The 16612-nt window shown below is 69.1% G+C and carries 19 protein-coding genes; 11 read left to right on the top strand and 8 right to left on the bottom strand.

Translation table 11 applies throughout. The annotated features are described in order from the left end of the window. Nucleotides 1–120: 120 nt before the first annotated feature. A complete protein-coding gene (gene cycA, locus AB0E56_RS03810; protein WP_359796779.1) occupies nt 121–1587 on the top strand; it encodes a D-serine/D-alanine/glycine transporter in 1467 nt (488 codons plus the stop codon). A 6-nt stretch (nt 1588–1593) separates the two neighbouring features. On the opposite strand, the gene AB0E56_RS03805 is transcribed toward cycA, so the two are convergent. Continuing rightward, nucleotides 1594–2037, bottom strand: a complete 444-nt coding sequence (locus AB0E56_RS03805; RefSeq protein ID WP_359796777.1) for a DUF2871 domain-containing protein — start codon at nt 2035–2037, stop codon at nt 1594–1596. A gap of 121 nt (nt 2038–2158) precedes the next feature. Here AB0E56_RS03805 and AB0E56_RS03800 point away from each other — a divergent pair, with 121 nt between their 5' ends. Then, nucleotides 2159–2767 carry a hypothetical protein gene (locus AB0E56_RS03800; RefSeq protein WP_359796775.1) on the top strand — a complete coding sequence of 203 codons (609 nt, stop codon included), beginning with the start codon at nt 2159–2161 and terminating at the stop codon, nt 2765–2767. Nucleotides 2768–2786: 19 nt separating this feature from the next. Here AB0E56_RS03800 and AB0E56_RS03795 read toward each other — a convergent pair whose 3' ends face one another. Together AB0E56_RS03795 and AB0E56_RS03790 are read right to left on the bottom strand one after the other, a co-directional pair. Beyond that, complete coding sequence (locus AB0E56_RS03795) at nt 2787–3410, bottom strand: response regulator transcription factor (RefSeq protein WP_359796773.1); 624 nt, start codon at nt 3408–3410, stop codon at nt 2787–2789. Next, nucleotides 3407–4645, bottom strand: a complete 1239-nt coding sequence (locus AB0E56_RS03790) for a sensor histidine kinase (protein WP_359796771.1) — start codon at nt 4643–4645, stop codon at nt 3407–3409. Before AB0E56_RS03790 ends, AB0E56_RS03795 begins: the two co-directional genes overlap by 4 nt. Nucleotides 4646–4739: 94 nt before the next feature. Here AB0E56_RS03790 and AB0E56_RS03785 point away from each other — a divergent pair, with 94 nt between their 5' ends. From AB0E56_RS03785 to AB0E56_RS03765, 5 genes are all read left to right on the top strand, one after another. Further along, the gene (locus AB0E56_RS03785) at nt 4740–5393 is read left to right on the top strand and encodes a YigZ family protein (RefSeq protein ID WP_359796769.1); all 654 of its coding nucleotides are present in this window, start codon (nt 4740–4742) and stop codon (nt 5391–5393) included. 77 nt (nt 5394–5470) lie between these two features. Next, nucleotides 5471–6391 (top strand): DnaJ domain-containing protein, encoded by a 921-nt coding sequence (locus AB0E56_RS03780; RefSeq protein ID WP_359796768.1) that lies wholly within the window; start codon nt 5471–5473, stop codon nt 6389–6391. A 64-nt stretch (nt 6392–6455) separates the two neighbouring features. Further along, complete coding sequence (locus tag AB0E56_RS03775; RefSeq protein ID WP_359796766.1) at nt 6456–6878, top strand: Fur family transcriptional regulator; 423 nt, start codon at nt 6456–6458, stop codon at nt 6876–6878. Between the two features lie 67 nt (nt 6879–6945). Next, nucleotides 6946–8412, top strand: a complete 1467-nt coding sequence (locus AB0E56_RS03770; protein WP_359796764.1) for a catalase — start codon at nt 6946–6948, stop codon at nt 8410–8412. A 161-nt stretch (nt 8413–8573) separates the two neighbouring features. Then, nucleotides 8574–9374 (top strand): alpha/beta hydrolase, encoded by an 801-nt coding sequence (locus AB0E56_RS03765; protein WP_359796763.1) that lies wholly within the window; start codon nt 8574–8576, stop codon nt 9372–9374. A gap of 13 nt (nt 9375–9387) precedes the next feature. Here the strand turns inward: AB0E56_RS03765 and msrA are convergent, their stop codons facing one another. Together msrA and msrB are read right to left on the bottom strand one after the other, a co-directional pair. Beyond that, nucleotides 9388–9930, bottom strand: a complete 543-nt coding sequence (gene msrA, locus AB0E56_RS03760; RefSeq protein WP_359796762.1) for a peptide-methionine (S)-S-oxide reductase MsrA — start codon at nt 9928–9930, stop codon at nt 9388–9390. Beyond that, nucleotides 9927–10415, bottom strand: a complete 489-nt coding sequence (msrB, locus tag AB0E56_RS03755) for a peptide-methionine (R)-S-oxide reductase MsrB (protein WP_359796760.1) — start codon at nt 10413–10415, stop codon at nt 9927–9929. The genes msrA and msrB overlap by 4 nt, the downstream gene beginning before the upstream one ends. 153 nt (nt 10416–10568) lie before the next feature. Here msrB and AB0E56_RS03750 point away from each other — a divergent pair, with 153 nt between their 5' ends. Further along, the gene (locus AB0E56_RS03750) at nt 10569–11486 is read left to right on the top strand and encodes a DUF808 domain-containing protein (RefSeq protein WP_359796758.1); all 918 of its coding nucleotides are present in this window, start codon (nt 10569–10571) and stop codon (nt 11484–11486) included. A 23-nt stretch (nt 11487–11509) separates the two neighbouring features. Here the strand turns inward: AB0E56_RS03750 and AB0E56_RS03745 are convergent, their stop codons facing one another. Further along, nucleotides 11510–12859, bottom strand: a complete 1350-nt coding sequence (locus AB0E56_RS03745) for a DUF222 domain-containing protein (protein WP_359796757.1) — start codon at nt 12857–12859, stop codon at nt 11510–11512. Nucleotides 12860–13000: 141 nt separating this feature from the next. On the opposite strand from AB0E56_RS03745, the gene AB0E56_RS03740 reads away from it, so the two are divergent. From AB0E56_RS03740 to AB0E56_RS03730, 3 genes are all read left to right on the top strand, one after another. Further along, nucleotides 13001–13528, top strand: a complete 528-nt coding sequence (locus AB0E56_RS03740) for an N-acetyltransferase family protein (protein WP_359796755.1) — start codon at nt 13001–13003, stop codon at nt 13526–13528. A gap of 4 nt (nt 13529–13532) precedes the next feature. After that, on the top strand, nt 13533–14246 hold the full coding sequence (gene pnuC / locus AB0E56_RS03735; RefSeq protein ID WP_359796753.1) for a nicotinamide riboside transporter PnuC: 714 nt from the start codon (nt 13533–13535) through the stop codon (nt 14244–14246). Nucleotides 14247–14622: 376 nt separating this feature from the next. Continuing rightward, nucleotides 14623–16005 carry an LLM class flavin-dependent oxidoreductase gene (locus tag AB0E56_RS03730; protein WP_359796752.1) on the top strand — a complete coding sequence of 461 codons (1383 nt, stop codon included), beginning with the start codon at nt 14623–14625 and terminating at the stop codon, nt 16003–16005. Nucleotides 16006–16014: 9 nt separating this feature from the next. Here AB0E56_RS03730 and AB0E56_RS03725 read toward each other — a convergent pair whose 3' ends face one another. Further along, nucleotides 16015–16191, bottom strand: a complete 177-nt coding sequence (locus AB0E56_RS03725; RefSeq protein ID WP_359796751.1) for a hypothetical protein — start codon at nt 16189–16191, stop codon at nt 16015–16017. Nucleotides 16192–16200: 9 nt separating this feature from the next. Beyond that, the gene (locus AB0E56_RS03720; RefSeq protein ID WP_359796750.1) at nt 16201–16566 is read right to left on the bottom strand and encodes a DUF4406 domain-containing protein; all 366 of its coding nucleotides are present in this window, start codon (nt 16564–16566) and stop codon (nt 16201–16203) included. Nucleotides 16567–16612: the final 46 nt, after the last annotated feature.

Raw genomic sequence — 16612 nt, 5'->3', positions numbered from 1 at the left:
CGGGGCCGTCCCAGCTTATCGAATCGTTTCGGCGCAGTATGCCGGATCGCGGTTCGAAAGGGCGCGGATGGACGCAGGTACCGTCGGAGCGACACCGTCGACGACGACCGGAGGACGCACGTGACGAAGCACCACACCGAGGCAACCGGACGAGAGAGCGACGCCACGGACGACGGCGAGGGGCGGCAGCTGCGGCGAGCGCTGAGCAACCGCCACATCCAGCTCCTCGCGATCGGTGGCGCCATCGGCACCGGCCTGTTCATGGGCAGCGGGAAGACGATCTCTGTCGCGGGTCCGTCGGTGATCTTCGTCTACATGATCATCGGGTTCATGCTGTTCTTCGTCATGCGGGCGATGGGCGAGCTGCTGCTGTCGAACCTGAAGTACACGTCGTTCAGCGACTTCGCGAGCGACCTGCTCGGACCGTGGGCAGGTTTCTTCACGGGGTGGACCTACTGGTTCTGCTGGGTCGTGACCGGTGTCGCCGACGTGATCGCGATCGCCGGGTACACGGATGCGCTGCTCCCCGGCATCCCACTGTGGATCCCCGGGGTGCTGGTGGTCGTGATGCTGCTGGCCCTCAACCTGCCGACGGTCGCCGCGTTCGGCGAGATGGAGTTCTGGTTCGCGTTGATCAAGATCATCGCGATCGTGGCGCTCATCCTCACAGGTCTCGTGATGATCTTCACCGGGTTCCAGCACGACGCCGGGACCGCGAGCTTCTCGAACCTGTGGGATCACGGCGGCATGTTCCCGCACGGCTTCCTGGGCTTCGTCGCCGGGTTCCAGATAGCGGTGTTCGCCTTCGTCGGGATCGAGCTCGTCGGCACGGCCGCAGCCGAGACCAAGGATCCGAAGCGCAACCTGCCCAAAGCCATCAACGCGATCCCCATCCGCGTCTTGCTGTTCTACGTGGGAGCGCTCATCGTGCTGATGTCCGTCACCCCGTGGACCGAGTACGTGGCCGGGGAGAGTCCGTTCATCGCGATGTTCGCCCTCGCCGGACTCGGCATCGCCGCCACCGTCGTGAACCTCGTGGTGCTGACCTCGGCGATGTCGAGCGCGAACTCCGGGATCTACTCGACCTCGCGCATGGTCTTCGGCCTGGCTCAGGACGGCGACGCCCCGCGCGTGTTCGCCCGCCTCTCCCGCCGCCGCGTGCCGCAGAACGCCCTGTTCCTCTCGTGCATCCTGCTGCTGTCCGGCGTGGTGCTGCTCTATGCGGGCAAAGACATCGGCACCGCCTTCGACATGGTCACCACGGTCTCGGCGCTGTGCTTCATGTTCGTCTGGACGATCTTCCTGTGCAGCTACCTCGTGTACCGGCGCACCCGCAAGGACAAGGTCGCGGCGTCGACGTTCCGGATGCCGGGCGGCGTGTTCATGGTCTTCGTCGTGTTCGCGTTCTTCGTGTTCATCCTGTGGGCTCTCACGACGCAGCCCGACACGCTGACCGCGCTGCTCGTGACGCCGATCTGGTTCGTGCTGCTGATCGTGGCGTGGCTGTTCGTCCGCCGGTCGCCGAACCATCTCGCACGTCACGAGGCGCACATCGCCCACCTCCGCGACGAGTCCGTCGGAGAGTAGACCCGATCAGGCGCGCACGGAGTCGGCCGGAACGGCAGGCTTCGCGGCGAACAGGCGCTTCCGCAGAGCGAGGAACAGCAGCACCATCCCTGCGGTGAGCAGGATGTGCCCCGTGCCGGCGATCCCCGCGATCATCTTCGACGACTCCTGCCCGAGCACCGTGAGACAGCCGTGCCAGAACAGCGTCGCCGAGGTCAGCACGAGTCCGGCGATGTAGGCCCAGAAGAACCAGCCGAACAGACGGCTCTCGGAGAGCGTGAACACCTTCTCGAGCAGCAGCACGATCACCAGCACGACGAAGCCGAGCACGAGCAGGTGCGTGTGCACGAGCCCGAGCTGCGTGGACTCCCCCTCCGGGAAGCCGTTGATCTTGGTGAACTCCCGGTAGAAGAGTCCGGAGGCGACGCCTGCGAGCATGGAGGCGAACGCGGCGTAGAAGAGCCTGCGCATGGGTGGTCCTTTCGAGTCGCATCCAGCCTCCGCGCCGTGCGCACATCACGGATCCATCGAACGGTGGAGACGCGGCGCCCGCCTCTTGCGCGCCCGACCGGAGGTGTGGTGACCTGTGGGCATGAACTTCTTCCCTCCCGACCCCGAGATCCCGGAGCCCGAGGAGAGCGAGTCGGAGCGGCAGCCGTGGTGGCAGGCCCCCGAGGACGAGCTGCCGGTGCTGCTTCCCGTCTCGGAGACCTTGGCCGTCAACGACCACCTGGCGTTGGGGCTCATCGGCGTCGCGGTGTACAGCGACGGCGTGGAGTTCCGGCTGGAAGGACGGCTCCGACGCGACGGGCTTCCGGCAGCGGAATGGAACGAGCTGTGCGCCGACTTCGTGGGGCACGGCCCGATGGGCGGACCGACGAACCCGGCCGGCCGCCTGCGCTTCGGCCTGGTGCTCGGCGACGGCGAGAAGGTCCTCGTGGAAGGCTTCCCGTACTTCGGCGGAGAGGCGCAGGCATCGGACACGACCGCGCACTCCCTCTCGCGCAACAGCGCGGGCGCGAGCGGCGGAAGCCACAGCTACTCGTCGACCGATCGGCTGTGGCTGTGGCCCCTGCCGCCGGAGGGTCCGATCGAGTTCGTGATGCAGTGGCCCGCACTCGACGTCGATGAGCGGCGCATCGTGCTGGACGGGTCGGCGATGCGCGATCTCGCCACGCGCGTGCAGCGGTTCTGGGACTGAGCGGGATCCCCGGACCGCCTCAGAGCAGTCCGGTGTCGCGGGCGATGGCGATGGCGCGGGCGCGACTGTCGGCGCCGAGCTTCTCGAACACGTGCACGAGGTGCGTCTTCACGGTCGCCTCCGTGACGAACAGGGTCTTCGCGATCTCGCGGTTCGATGCTCCGGTGTCGAGCAGCCGCAGCACATCGAGCTCCCGATCGGTCAGGCGCACCCGTGGCGCGCGCATGACCTGCACGACGCGTTCGCTGAGTTCCGGCGTGAGCACGAGCCCGCCCGAGGCCGCCTGTCGGATCGCGCGCACGATGTCATCGGGAGCGACGTCTTTCACGAGGTAGCCGGCAGCCCCCGCCTCGATCGCCCCGAGGATCTCGGCGTCGCGGTCGAACGTCGTCAGGATGATGACGGCCGGCGCCGGGCTGTCCGCTCGCAGCGCGGCGGTCGTCTGCACGCCGTCGATCCCCTGCCCCAGCCGCAGGTCGCAGAGCACGACATCCGGGTGCAGATGCCGGGCGAGCAGCACGGCCTCCTCGCCGGAGGACGCCTCGCCGACCACGTCGATGTCGTCGCGACGGTCGAACAGCGAGCGCACACCCGCACGGACGATGGGGTGGTCGTCGACGAGCAGCACCCGCACGGCGGTCATGACACCCCCCGATAGGGAAGATGGGCCGAGAGCGCGGTGCCGTCACCGGGCGCGCTCTCGACGTCGAGGCCTCCGCCGAGCTCACGGAGCCGCGCGCGCATCGAACGCAGACCGTAGCCACCCCCTCGGGCGTCCACCCCGCCCTGGGCATCCCACCGGGTGGCGTCGAACCCCACCCCGTCGTCGACGATGTCGAGTCGCACCGCGTCGCCCGCGTCGGCCAAGGTGACCACGACCCGCGACGCGTCGGCGTGGGCACGGACGTTCGCGAGGGCGGACTGCGCGGTCCGCAACAGGGCGACCTCCGCGTCGGTGCCGAGCGACGGCAGGGCGTCGTCGGCGTGGAGCGTCGCCGCGACCCCGGTCTCGTCGGCGAGGCGTTCGAGCATGCGGGCGAGGGCATCGCCCAGCGCGGTGGACTCGAGTTCGGCGGGCATCAGCGCGTTCACGATGCGCCGGGCATCGGCGAGGCCCTCGGCGGCGAGCGCATCGATCTGTCCGAGAGCACGCGCGTGCTGCGGGGGGTCGTCGGAGGTGAGGGCCGAGCGCGCCAGCATGCCGATCGATGACAGACCCTGCGCGACGGTGTCGTGGATGTCCCGCGATACCCGCGTGCGTTCCGCGCTGGCGCCGGACTCGCGCTGCGTGCGGGCGAGCTCGTCCTGCAGCGCCGCCATCTCCTCCTGCGTCGCGACGAGCGAGGAGATCAGGCGACGTCGTTCGCGTCCGTCGCGCACGAGCTCCAGATACCCGCGGGAGATGCCCAGCGCGAAGACGCCGCCGACGAGAGGACCGATCACGTTGGCATAGCTCGTCGCACCCGTGTGCACCATGGGCGCTGCGACCACGACGGCGAAGACCAGCACGCTCAGCGCCACGGCCCACCGCAGCGGCATCACGAACCCCGCGAGCAGCCACAGCGGGAACGCGAGCCAGACGAACTCCGGCGACACGACGACCGCTCCGAGCCAGATGAGGGTCAGTCCGAGCAGCCACCAGGTCGCCAGACGGCGATCCGCGGTGCGATCGCTGACCAGAAGACCCCCGCCGTACCAGCCGAGGAACACGAGAGAGAGCGAGAGCACCCATGGCAACGGCACCCCGTCGCCCACCGCACGCCAGGCGCCGATCACCACCAGCACCACGGTGATCAGGGCCTGACCGATCCGGATCGACCCGACCAGGCTCGCCCAGGTGCGCGCGGGCCGCGGAGGTGGCTGGTCGATGGACGGCATGCTCACATTCTTCCCCCGACGCGCCGACGGCACCTCCATCGTTCGGTCGATCCCATCCACCGGAGAGGTTCCGGGCGTCGGTATCGTGAAGGAGGTGACCTCCGCCCGCAGCTACCCCGCGACCATCGCGGGCGCGGTCGAACACGAGATCGTCGTCCGAAAGTCGCGCTTCCTCACCCTCGTCGAGCCCGTCTCGTCGGTCGCACAGGCCGAGGTCGTTATCGCCGGCATCCGCAGGCGCGCGTGGGATGCCAACCACAACTGCACCGCGATGGTCACCGGGCTGCTCGGCGACCAGGCGAGGTCGTCGGATGACGGGGAGCCGTCGGGGACCGCGGGTATCCCCATGCTCGAGGTGCTGCGCCGGCGCGAACTGACCGACGTCGTCGCGGTGGTGACGCGCTACTTCGGCGGGGTCAAGCTCGGGGCGGGCGGTCTCGTCCGCGCGTATTCCTCGGCGGTGTCAGAGGCTCTCGACCTGGCCGCGCTCGTGCGTCGCGCGGCGCTCCGGCAGGTGACGCTCGAGGTGCCGCACGCGGACGCCGGGCGCTACGACAACCTGCTGCGCGACTGGGCGTCGCATCATGGCGCGACGCTGGGCGAGCCGACGTACGCGGCGACCGCCACGCTGGAGCTGTGGTCGCCCGAGGCCGAGCTCGCTCGCCTCACCGCCGACCTGGCCGCGGCATCCGCCGGTTCGGTCGTCCCCGTCATCGGCGTCGAACGCATCGTCGACGTCCCCGACTGACCCATTCCGCGAGCGCTCCGAGCCCGCCCATACAGAGCGCCGGTTATCCTGGATGCCGCGGTCGCGGAGGGAGAGCGATGTTCGACAGTCCGCTCTCGGCCTCGGCCTACGAGATCCTCGGCGTCGACCCCGCGGTCGATGACGTCGAGCTGCGCCGCGCCTACCGTCTGCGGCTGCGTCAGACGCACCCCGACACCGGCGGCGATGCGGCGGTCTTCATCCAGGTGCAGCGCGCGTGGGAGCTGATCGGCACCGTGGAGGGTCGCGCCGCCTACGACCGGCGCACCGGCGTGACCCACGAGACCGGGGCCGGATGGAGCGGGTGGCGACCGCAGGCCGCGCGCACCGATACGCGTCCACGGGCACGGTCGTACGGTCATCCCGGTGGCTGGCGGCGCGAGCGCTATCTGGCCCTCATCCGCGAGTGGGCGGGGCGCGGCGTCGACGTTCCCGATCCCTATGACCCCGCGCTCGTGCGCTCGGCCCCGCGGGACCTGCGTCGACTCCTCGCCGACGCCCTCGCGGAAGAGGCCACCGCACGGACGGTCTCCGAGCTGGGCATGGGCTTCACGGTCTGGCACGACGTCGTCGCCGGAGCAACGGCCGACGACAAGCTCGACCACGTGGTGCTGGGCCCCTCCGGTCTGTACGGCGTGATGTCGGAGGACTTCGGCGGGGTCGTCGGCTTCCGCCGCGGAGAGATCACCGGCCCGAGCCTCGGTACCCGCGCACCCGTCACGGCGGCGCTCGGCCGCATGCGCACGATCGCGAAGGCGGCGCGGGTCAGATTCAGCGGCGCGATTATCGTGCTCCCCGACGACGACCTCGCCCAGGCCGTGACCCCCCTAGGCACGAGCCGTGGCGTCCCGGTCGTCGTCGTGCGCCGCAGCGCCCTCGCGATGGTGCTGCGCCAGGGCGTCCCGCAGGCCAGGGCCATCGGCGGCAACGAGCTCTTCGACGTGCGCACCCGGCTGCAGCAGACCGTCCGCTTCGTCTGACGCGCCACGACATGCCAGCATCCTGTTCTTTTGAACAACTCAAAAAACGGGGTATGCTCGAGACATGGAGACGGAACTCGACTCGGCGCTTCGCGACGCCGGGCTGCGCGCGACCGCTGGTCGTGTCGCGGTGCTCGAGGCTCTGGACTCCATGGCCCATACGGACGCGGAACGGGTCTACCGCACCGTGTCCGAAGTGCTGCCGACCACGTCGATCCAGTCGGTGCACAACATCCTCGCGGACCTGACGACGGCGGGCCTCATCCGCCGGATCGAACCGGCAGGCTCCGCGGCGCTCTACGAGCGGCGCATCGGCGACAACCACCATCACGTCGTCTGCACCTCCTGCGGTGCGGTCGGCGATGTGGACTGCGTCGTCGGCGAGGCGCCGTGTCTCACCCCGTCCTCGGCGGGGGGATTCACCGTCCAGACAGCCGAAGTCACCTTCTGGGGCCTCTGCCCCAGCTGCCAGAACGCCGCGCAGTAACAGCCGTCGATCACCCCATCCTCCGGTGGGGGTATTCGTCGCGCCTGCGCGGAGAAGGAGAAACACCATGACGAACCCTGCCACCCCGACACCCGCCACCACGACGCAGACCGGCACGCCGGTCGCCAGCGACGCGCACTCCCTGACGGTCGGCGCCGACGGCCCCACGGTCCTGCACGACCGGTACCTGGTCGAGAAGCTCGCCTCGTTCAACCGCGAGCGGGTGCCGGAGCGCAACCCGCACGCCAAGGGCGGCGGCGCCTTCGGCACGTTCGTCGTCACCGAAGACGTGTCGGCGTACACGCGGGCTGCCGTGTTCCAGCCCGGAGCCGAGAGCGAGACGCTCATCCGCTTCTCGTCCGTCGCCGGCGAGCAGGGATCGCCCGACACCTGGCGCGATGTGCGCGGCTTCTCGCTGCGCTTCTACTCGACCGAGGGCAACCTCGACATCGTCGGCAACAACACCCCGACCTTCTTCCTCCGCGATGCCATGAAGTTCCCGGACTTCATCCACTCGCAGAAGCGCCTCGGCGACTCCGGTCTCCGCGACGCCGACATGCAGTGGGACTTCTGGACCCTCTCGCCCGAGACCGCCCACCAGGTCACCTACCTCATGGGCGACCGCGGACTCCCCCGCAGCTGGCGGCACATGAACGGCTACGGCTCGCACACCTACCAGTGGGTGAACGCCGCAGGCGAGCGCTTCTGGGTGCAGTACCACTTCCTCTCCGCGCAGGGCGTCGAGGCCATGGGCGCCGACGAGGCGGAGAAGCTCGCCGGCTCGGATGCGGACTTCTACCGTCGCGACCTGTTCGACGCGATCGGCCACGGCGAGCACCCGTCCTGGGACGTGTACGTGCAGATCATGCCCTACGACGAGGCCAAGGCCTACCGGTTCAACCCCTTCGACCTCACCAAGACCTGGTCGAAGAAGGACTACCCGCGCATCAAGGTGGGCACGTTCACCCTGAACCGCAATCCGCAGAACTTCTTCGCCGAGATCGAGCAGGCCGCGTTCTCGCCGGGGAACCAGGTGCCAGGCACCGGGATCTCTCCCGACAAGATGCTGATGGCTCGCGTGTTCGCGTACTCCGATGCGCAGCGCTACCGCATCGGTGCGAACTACAACCAGCTTCCGGTGAACCAGCCCCACGCCGCCGAGACCCGCAACTACATGCACGAGGGTCAGATGCAGTACCGCTTCAACCCCGCGGAGCACCGCACGTACACCCCGAACTCCTACGGCGCGGCCGGCGGTCCGGCAGCGGATCCCGTGGCGGGCGTCGAGGCGAGCTGGGAGGCCGACGGCGAGCTCATGCGCTCGGCGGCGACCCTGCACGCCGAGGATGACGACTTCGGCCAGGCCGGGACCCTGTATCGCGAGGTCTTCGACGGCGAGCAGCGCGTCCGATTCCTCGAGACGCTGACCGGTCAGGGCCGTTCGATCACGATCGACGAGATCCGCGAGCGGTTCTTCCAGTACTGGACGAACGTGGATGCTGAGCTCGGAGCGGCGCTGCGCGACCGCGTCTGATCGACGGCGGCACATCGAGACAACGCATTTTCGCCGAGACCCCCTCCCGCGCACTGCAGGAGGGGGTCTCGGCGTTCGAGGCGACCGATCCCGGCACCCGGGTCATCGGCTTCGGCGTGCTGCGCGGACCCCGCGGCGGGCGGGAGGGCCAAGATGGAGACGTGGCCGTCCCCCTCTCCGACCTGAACCGCATGCCCGACCCGCAGCACGTGTACGCGGCCGACGGCACCCGCCTCGCGACGTACACCTGGGGCGAACTCGACGCGCCCGTCGTGGTGATCGTGCACGGCTTCGCATCCAACGCGCGTGACAACTGGGTGCTGACCGGCTGGGTGCGCGAGCTGCTTCGGGCCGGGTACCGCGTGCTGGCGCTCGACCAGCGCGGGCACGGGCTCAGCGAGAAGCCGCACGACCCGGTCGGCTACCGCATCCGGACGCTCGTGACCGATGTCGAGACCGTCATGGACACGTACCTCGTTGACGATGCGGTCTACGTCGGGTACTCGCTCGGCGCGCGCGTGGGCTGGGAGGTCGTGCGTGAACTCCCGCACCGCATCGGGCGCGCGGTCCTCGGCGGCGTGCCGGACGGCATCCCGCTCGCCCGGCTCGATCTCGACCAGGTGCGCGCCTACATCAGCGACGGCACCCCGGTCGCCGACGCGACGACGCAGAACTACATCGCCCTGACGGAGCGGGTACCGGGGAACGACCTGCAAGCGCTGGTCGCCCTCGCGGAGGGGATGCGCTCATCCGGGATGATCGACCCCGATCCCTCGGACGCGCCGATCCGACCGATCCTCTTCGCCACCGGTTCGAAGGATGCGATCATCGAGGGCTCGCGCGCCTTGGCGGACGCGGCCCCCGACGGTCGCTTCTTCGAGATCCCGAACCGGAATCACTTCAACGCTCCGGGTTCGCGGGACTTCAAGGAGGCCGCGGTGGCCTTCCTGTCAGAGGTGTAGCGGTCGCCTGGGGTCAGACGACGGCTTCGTCCCGCTTGGGCAGCACCCATCCCGCACGCGGGAAGTGGCAGGTGTAGCCGTTGGGGTACTTGATCAGGTAGTCCTGGTGCTCCTCCTCGGCCTGCCAGAACGGACCGGCGGGCTCGATCGTGGTGACGGCCTTGCCCGGCCACAGGCCCGAAGCGTCGACGTCGGCGATCGTGTCGCGTGCGACCGCCTCCTGCTCGGGAGTGAGCGGGAAGATCGCGGAACGGTAGCTCGAGCCGATGTCGTTGCCCTGACGGTCCTTCGTCGACGGGTCGTGGATCTGGAAGAAGAACGCGAGGATGTCGCGGTACGTCGTCTTGGTCGGGTCGAACACGATCTCCACGGCCTCGGCGTGACCGGGGTGGTTGCGGTAGGTCGCGTGGTCGTTCGAACCGCCGGTGTAGCCGACGCGGGTGTCGAGCACGCCGGGCTGGCGGCGGATCAGGTCTTCCATGCCCCAGAAACAACCGCCGGCGAGGACGGCGGTCTCGGTCCCAGGTGTACGGGTGATGGTTCCGGTGTCGGTCATGACTGCTCCTCGGAGGTGTCGGTGGTCGCGGCGGGGGGTGTCTGCGCGAAGAGGGGGCTGTAGCGACCGTACCCCTCCTGCTCGAGGTTTTCCGCCGGGATGAAGCGGAGCGCGGCGGAGTTCATGCAGTAACGCAGCCCTCCGTCGGCGCGGGGGCCGTCGTCGAAGACGTGCCCGAGGTGGCTGTCGGCGACCGCGGAGCGCGCTTCGGTGCGCTTCATCCACAGCGAGCGGTCGGTGCGCGTGGTCACGGCATCCGCGTCGATCGGCTTGGTGAAGCTCGGCCAACCGGTGCCGCTGTCGAACTTGTCGGTCGACGAGAACAGCGGCTCGCCGGAGACGACGTCGACGTAGATGCCGTCGTCGTGGTTGTTCCAGTACGCGTTGCGGAACGGCGGTTCGGTCGCGTCCTGCTGCGTCACCTCGTACTGCAGCGGGGTGAGGCCGCTGACGGCCTCGGGGGTCTTGCCGTAGTCGTTCGACATGATCTGACTCCTTGTCCGACGTCGCTGGCTGCGGCGTCATAGAGGAGAACCGTCGATGGCGCCGTTTTGGTCCCGCAGGCCTGGGAGCGCGCTGTGAGTTTCTGCCGAGTCGATAGAGTTGCTCCGCACTGCACACCGCCCGAGGGGAACCACATGTCCGTAGGACTGCTCGCCGTCGTCGACGACATCCTGAGCGCCGCGATGAAGGCCTCGGCCAAGGCGGCGGGCGTCGTGATCGACGACGCCGCGGTCACGCCGCAGTACGTGCAGGGCATCACCCCGGCGCGCGAGCTGCCCGTGGTCGGCAAGATCGCGCTCGGCTCGCTCGCGAACAAGTTCCTCATCATCATCCCGGCGGCGCTGCTGCTCACCGCGTTCGCGCCGTGGGTGCTCCCCTATCTGTTGATCCTCGGCGGAACGTACCTGTGCTTCGAGGGCGCCGAGAAGGTGCTGGAGTGGTTCGGCGTGCAGCACGGCCACGCCGACGAGGGCGCCCGCGATGAGAAGAAGCTGGTCCTGGGCGCGGTGCGCACCGACCTGATCCTGTCGACCGAGATCATGCTCATCTCGCTGGCGAGCCTCGAGAAGGGGCTCGATGTCTGGGCCACCCTCGCCATCCTCGCGGTGATCGCGCTTCTGATGACGGGTGTGGTCTACGGCGCGGTGGCGCTGCTGGTGAAGATCGACGACATCGGGCTGAAGATGGCGAAGAACTCGGTGCGACGCGTGCGCCATACCGGCACCAGGATCGTGCGCTCCATGCCCGCGGTGTTCCGCTTCATCAGCGTCCTCGGCACAGTCGCGATGCTCTGGGTCGGCGGCCACCTCGTGCTCGTGAACCTGGGAGAGGTCGGCTGGCACTTCCCGGTCGATGTGCTGCACGCGGTGGAGCACGCGCTCCACGGCCTCGGCCCCGTCGTCGTCTGGATCGTCGACACGATCATCTCCGCGATCGCCGGTCTCATCCTGGGGCTGCTCATCGTCGGGATCGTGCTGGGTATCGCGAAGCTGTTCGGCAAGGAGCCGAACTTCCACGAGGGCGAGGAATCGCCCGCCGACGTGCACGTCTGACGCGGACGCGCCCACGCTCACCCTCACGCCGCGATGTCGTAGCGGGCCCTGCCCCCGAGCCTCGGTCTGCGGTGCGGATCCACGGTCGGCGGCGGGATCAGCCACACCCGCGCGGTGAACCCGCATCCTTCGATCCTGATCTCCCAGTCGTTGTCGTGGATGCGGTGATGACAGCTCTCGCAGAGCAGCACACCGTTGTCGAGATCGGTCGGCCCGGTGTCCCGCTGCCACCACCGCAGATGATGCGCCCTGGTCAGCTGCGGAGGCAGCCCGCACATCACGCATCCGCCGTCACGCTCCACGAGCGCCAGCCGCTGGGCTCGGGTGAACAGGCGCTTCTCGCGGCCCCACTCGAGAATCTCACCGGCACCGCCGAGGACGGCCGGGATGACGCCCCCGCCGGCCGCCATCCGACGACACGCGGAGATGCTGACCGGCTCGTCGACACCGTCGACCGTCGCGAAGCCGGTGCCGGCGGTCAGGTCATCGAGCCCGACGCGCACGACGACGGTCGCGCCGGACACCGGAAGCCCGCCGTTGTCGCATCCGCTCACATGCGCGCAGATCTCGGCGAGCGCATCGGCCTGCAGCATCGCGACCGAGCGCCGGTCGGCATCGGGGGCCTCGGGATCGAGCACGTGCGCTCGCGCCTGGAACGTCGCGGTGACGTACGCCTGGATCGCCGCCTTCACGGGAGCGCCGGAGGCGACATCGGTCTGCAGCGTCAGGTGCAGCGACCCGTCGCGCTCGAACATCGTCAGAGAACGCCGCGACCGCGCCTCGTCCTCACGCGGAGCCACCCCGTCGGGGTCGAGCCAGGCCTCTGCGTGCACGACCAGCTTGCGCACGTCGTCGAGCGACAGCCCCGCCGCCCGATCGACCAGAAGGCGCTCGGCCTCCCCGATCCGTTCGATGCCGACCTTCAGCCGCGCACGGTCGAGCAGGGTGACGATCGATGCCGCCGCTGCCGCGCTGAGCGCACCCTCGCCGATCGCGCGCTGCACGTGGGGGTACCGGGGCGGCAGAGTCTCGCCGATGAGGTTCGCCCGCGGCGCGGTCGCCTCACCCACCTTCACCAGCCGGGCCGCATCACCCGTGGACCCGCCCGTCGTCGCGGCGATCATGGTGGCCGGGGTGCGGAAGCCCTGTTCCTTCGCGAGGCTCGCCGCCCCCAGTTCCGGCCGCGATTCACGGGCGATGGTCGCCGCGAGCTCGGCGTGGATGCCGTCGAGCCGACGCTGCACCAGTCCCATCGCGCTGTGAGCCTCGATCAGTTGAGTCCGTGTGAACTCCGCCGCGTTCCCGGCATCGGCCCAGGCGCTCTCGAGGCGCTCCACGGCCTCGAGGAGCGGGGTCAGATGCGGATTGGCCATGCCTCCAGTTTAGAACATATCTTCGATATTCTGGAGGTCGCGGCATCCGGGGTTCCGGCATCCTGCTAGCGTCGGCGATGCGCACCCGAAGCGCGGCAGCACGATGCGCACCCCGTGCAGCAGAAGAGAGACCATCCGCCGATGACAGACGTCCGAATCAGGGATGCCGAGACCGCCGACCTCGAGACGATCACCGCGATCCACAACCACGCGGTGCTGCACACCACCGCGATCTGGAACGAGCACGAGATCGACCTCGCCGACCGCGTCGCCTGGCTCGCCGACCGCACCTCCCGCGGCTACCCGGTGATCGTCGCGGTCGACGGCGCGGGCGTGCTCGGCTACGCCTCGTACGCGCAGTGGCGTCCGCACAGCGGCTACCGGCACACGGTCGAGCACTCCGTCTACGTCCTCGACGGCCAGCACGGCCGCGGCATCGGCACCGCTCTGATGACGGCGCTGATCGAGCGCGCGAGAACTGCGGGCATGCACGCGATGATCGCCGGCATCGAGAGCGGGAACGCCGCCTCCATCACCCTCCATGAACGACTGGGCTTCGTCGAGGTCGGGCGGATGCCGCAGGTGGGCGCCAAGTTCGGCCGATGGCTCGATCTGAGCATGATGCAGCTCGTGCTCGACGATCGACCGTCCCCCAACCCCGCCGCCTGATCCGATGGACCTCCTGCAGTGGTTCGTCGACGCCTTCACCTCGCAATGGGTGCTTCCCGGCGGACAGACCCTCCTCGTCCGTGAGGTCGTCGGCAACGCCTTCGGTCTCGCGAGCGCCCTCGGGGGCATGCGGCGCAAAGTGTGGGCCTGGCCGGTCGGCATCGTCGGCAACGTCCTGCTGCTCACCGTCTTCCTGGGCTCCGCGCTGAGTCCCGATCCCTCCCTGCCGCATCTGCTCGGGCAAGCCGGCCGGCAGGTGATGTTCATCGCCGTCGCGATCTACGGATGGATCCGCTGGCGCAACGCGGAGGGCGGACGGGTCGTGCCGAGGTGGGCGCCGACCCGCGCTCGCATCGGCCTCATGGCCGTGATGATCGTCGGCACGGTCGCACTGACGCCGCTCTTCCGGGCACTCGGGTCATGGGAGCCGGTGTGGGCCGACGCCTGGACCTTCGTCGGGTCGCTGCTCGCCACATACGGCATGGCCAAGGGGTGGACCGAGTTCTGGCTCATCTGGATCGCCGTCGACGTGGTCGGGGTGCCCCTCCTGTTCAGCTCGGGGTATTACGCCACGGGCCTCATGTACGTCTTCTACGGCGGCTTCACCGCGACCGGGTTCTTCATCTGGTGGCGCGCGCAGCGGAGGGCCGCACAGCCCATCGAGATCCTGCCGCCCGACCCGAGTCCCCGCCGCCCCGACGACGGAACCGGCACCTGACGGAACCGCGCCGCCACCCCGCCGCGCCGCCACCCACCCGCGCCGCCACGCGGCACCGCCACCCCGCGGCACAGATGTCGGATGGCCGCACGGATGTCGGACCGATACCGGTCACACGGCCCGACATCCGTCCACCGGTCCGACATCCGTACCGGCACCCCGCCGACATCCGTCCATCGGCCCGACATCCGTACCGACACCCCGCCGACACCCGTACCGACATCCGGCCCGACGCCCCGGCCCGACGCCCCGGCCCGACGCCCCGGCCCGACGCCCCGGCCTGCCGCCCCGGCCTGCCGCCCCCGGCCCCCGGAATGTGTCCGTGCGTGTCGGGGAGACTCGACCCCGTGACGCGACCTGTCGTTTCATGGACCCCATGACCCGTCAGATCCGATTCAACGCCTTCGACATGAACTGCGTCGCCCACCAGTCGTCTGGCCTGTGGCGGCATCCGGACGACCGGTCACGGCAGTACAACACCATCTCGTACTGGACGGATCTGGCGAAGCTGCTCGAGAGCGCGACCTTCGACGGCATCTTCATCGCCGACGTGCTGGGCACCTACGACGTGTACGGCGGCACGAACGAGGCCGCGATCCGCAACGGCGCCCAGGTGCCGGTGAACGACCCGATCCTGCTGGTCAGCGCGATGGCCGCGGTCACCGAGAACCTCGGCTTCGGCATCACCGCCGGCACCGCATTCGAGCACCCCTATCCGTTCGCGCGCCGCCTCAGCACGCTCGACCACCTCACGCAGGGCCGCGTCGGATGGAACGTCGTCACCGGGTATCTGCCCAGCGCCGCGCGCAACATGGGCCAGGAGGACCAGCTCGCGCACGACGACCGCTACGACCACGCGGACGAGTACGTCGAGGTGCTCTACAAGCTCTGGGAAGGGTCATGGGAGGACGACGCCGTGGTCGAGGACCGCGAACGCGGGATCTTCACCGACCCCGCCAAGGTGCACCCGATCGGGCATGAGGGCAAGCACTTCAGCGTTCCCGGCATCCACATCTCCGAGCCGTCACCGCAGCGCACCCCCGTCATCTATCAGGCCGGGGCGAGCCCTCGGGGCGTGAAGTTCGCGGCCGAGAACGCCGAGGCCATCTTCGTCGCCGCCCCGTCGAAGGAGGTGCTCGCCGGCACTGTGAAGCGCATCCGCGATGCCCTCGAGGCTGCCGGCCGCGATCGGTACGACGCGCGCATCTACACGCTGCTCACCGTGATCACCGCCGCGACCAGCGAAGAGGCGACCGCCAAGCACGCCGAGTACCTCTCCTACGCGAGCCCGGAGGGGGCGCTCACCTTCATGTCGGGGTGGATGGGCGTGGACCTGTCGCAGTACGCCGAGGACGAGCCGGTGGGGAACGTCGAGTCGAACGCGATCCAGTCGGTGCTGCAGCACCTGAAGGAGGAGGCCGACCTCGGCCGCGAGTGGACCGTCGGGGACTTCGGCCGCCACAACGCGATCGGCGGCCTCGGCCCCACGATCGTCGGATCCGGCGTCGAGATCGCCGACGAACTGCAGTCGTGGGTCGACGAGACCGACATCGACGGCTTCAATCTCGCCTACGCGGTCACGCCCGGCACGTGGCAGGACATCATCGAGCACGTGATCCCGGTGCTGCGGGAGCGGGGGGCGTACCCGGAGGAGTATGCACCGGGCACGCTCCGCAACAAGCTCCACGGTCGCGGCGACCGCGTGCAGGACTCGCACCGTGCCGCGAAGTACCGCGTCGGAGCGTTCGCTCGGGTGTGAGCGGCGCTCTCAGTCGTCGCTGCGGCTGAAGATCCCGCGGAGGATGAGGAAGACCACAACGGCCACCACCGCGACGATCGCGAGCTTGAAGATGAAGGCGAGCACCGAGAACAGCGCGCTCACGATCCACCACGCGATCACCACGGCGAGGACGACGCCGAGGATGGTCCAGATGTTCTTGGTCATACCTCCAGCCTACGGAGTCGCGGCGACAGGGATCTCCTCCAGGGACCGGTAGACCGGCAGCCCGAGTTCCTGCGCGATCTCGACGTCTTTGTCTGCACCCGAGGATTCCCCGGGGAGGCGCAGGACGGCGTCGCAGTGCTGCAGCAGTCGACGCGCCGTCTCGTACATCACATCACCGTCTCCGTCTTCGGTCGCATCGAGGGTCCGCAGCACAGGAAGCGCGACCCATTCGCCGATCATCGGCACGTGGCCCCGACGGAAGATCGGACCGGATGCCTCTTCGAGGCGGGCCAGGTTCTGCGCGATGAGGTCGGGATCGCCGTCGGTCCCGGAGCGGTAGGGGCCGGCGATCAGGATCAGGAGTGGCTTTGTCATGAGGGACACTGTAATCTGAATCATGCATAAACGTGCAACTTCGTGA

This window comes from Microbacterium sp. NPDC028030, from assembly GCF_040637855.1.
Taxonomy (GTDB): Bacteria; Actinomycetota; Actinomycetes; order Actinomycetales; family Microbacteriaceae; genus Microbacterium.
Note: the sequence above shows the minus strand (reverse complement) of the source record. Positions and strands in the feature narration are given on the sequence as shown.

Excerpts from the sequence above, each read along its gene's own strand:
- AB0E56_RS03805 (WP_359796777.1), bottom strand. The coding sequence starts at position 2,037 with ATGCGCAGGCTCTTCTACGCCGCGTTCGCCTCCATGCTCGCAGGCGTC.
- AB0E56_RS03800 (WP_359796775.1), top strand. The coding sequence starts at position 2,159 with ATGAACTTCTTCCCTCCCGACCCCGAGATCCCGGAGCCCGAGGAGAGC.
- AB0E56_RS03795 (WP_359796773.1), bottom strand. The coding sequence starts at position 3,410 with ATGACCGCCGTGCGGGTGCTGCTCGTCGACGACCACCCCATCGTCCGT.
- AB0E56_RS03790 (WP_359796771.1), bottom strand. The coding sequence starts at position 4,645 with ATGCCGTCCATCGACCAGCCACCTCCGCGGCCCGCGCGCACCTGGGCG.
- AB0E56_RS03780 (WP_359796768.1), top strand. The coding sequence starts at position 5,471 with ATGTTCGACAGTCCGCTCTCGGCCTCGGCCTACGAGATCCTCGGCGTC.
- AB0E56_RS03775 (WP_359796766.1), top strand. The coding sequence starts at position 6,456 with ATGGAGACGGAACTCGACTCGGCGCTTCGCGACGCCGGGCTGCGCGCG.
- AB0E56_RS03770 (WP_359796764.1), top strand. The coding sequence starts at position 6,946 with ATGACGAACCCTGCCACCCCGACACCCGCCACCACGACGCAGACCGGC.
- msrA (WP_359796762.1), bottom strand. The coding sequence starts at position 9,930 with ATGACCGACACCGGAACCATCACCCGTACACCTGGGACCGAGACCGCC.
- msrB (WP_359796760.1), bottom strand. The coding sequence starts at position 10,415 with ATGTCGAACGACTACGGCAAGACCCCCGAGGCCGTCAGCGGCCTCACC.
- AB0E56_RS03750 (WP_359796758.1), top strand. The coding sequence starts at position 10,569 with ATGTCCGTAGGACTGCTCGCCGTCGTCGACGACATCCTGAGCGCCGCG.
- AB0E56_RS03745 (WP_359796757.1), bottom strand. The coding sequence starts at position 12,859 with ATGGCCAATCCGCATCTGACCCCGCTCCTCGAGGCCGTGGAGCGCCTC.
- AB0E56_RS03740 (WP_359796755.1), top strand. The coding sequence starts at position 13,001 with ATGACAGACGTCCGAATCAGGGATGCCGAGACCGCCGACCTCGAGACG.
- pnuC (WP_359796753.1), top strand. The coding sequence starts at position 13,533 with ATGGACCTCCTGCAGTGGTTCGTCGACGCCTTCACCTCGCAATGGGTG.
- AB0E56_RS03730 (WP_359796752.1), top strand. The coding sequence starts at position 14,623 with ATGACCCGTCAGATCCGATTCAACGCCTTCGACATGAACTGCGTCGCC.
- AB0E56_RS03725 (WP_359796751.1), bottom strand. The coding sequence starts at position 16,191 with ATGACCAAGAACATCTGGACCATCCTCGGCGTCGTCCTCGCCGTGGTG.
- AB0E56_RS03720 (WP_359796750.1), bottom strand. The coding sequence starts at position 16,566 with ATGACAAAGCCACTCCTGATCCTGATCGCCGGCCCCTACCGCTCCGGG.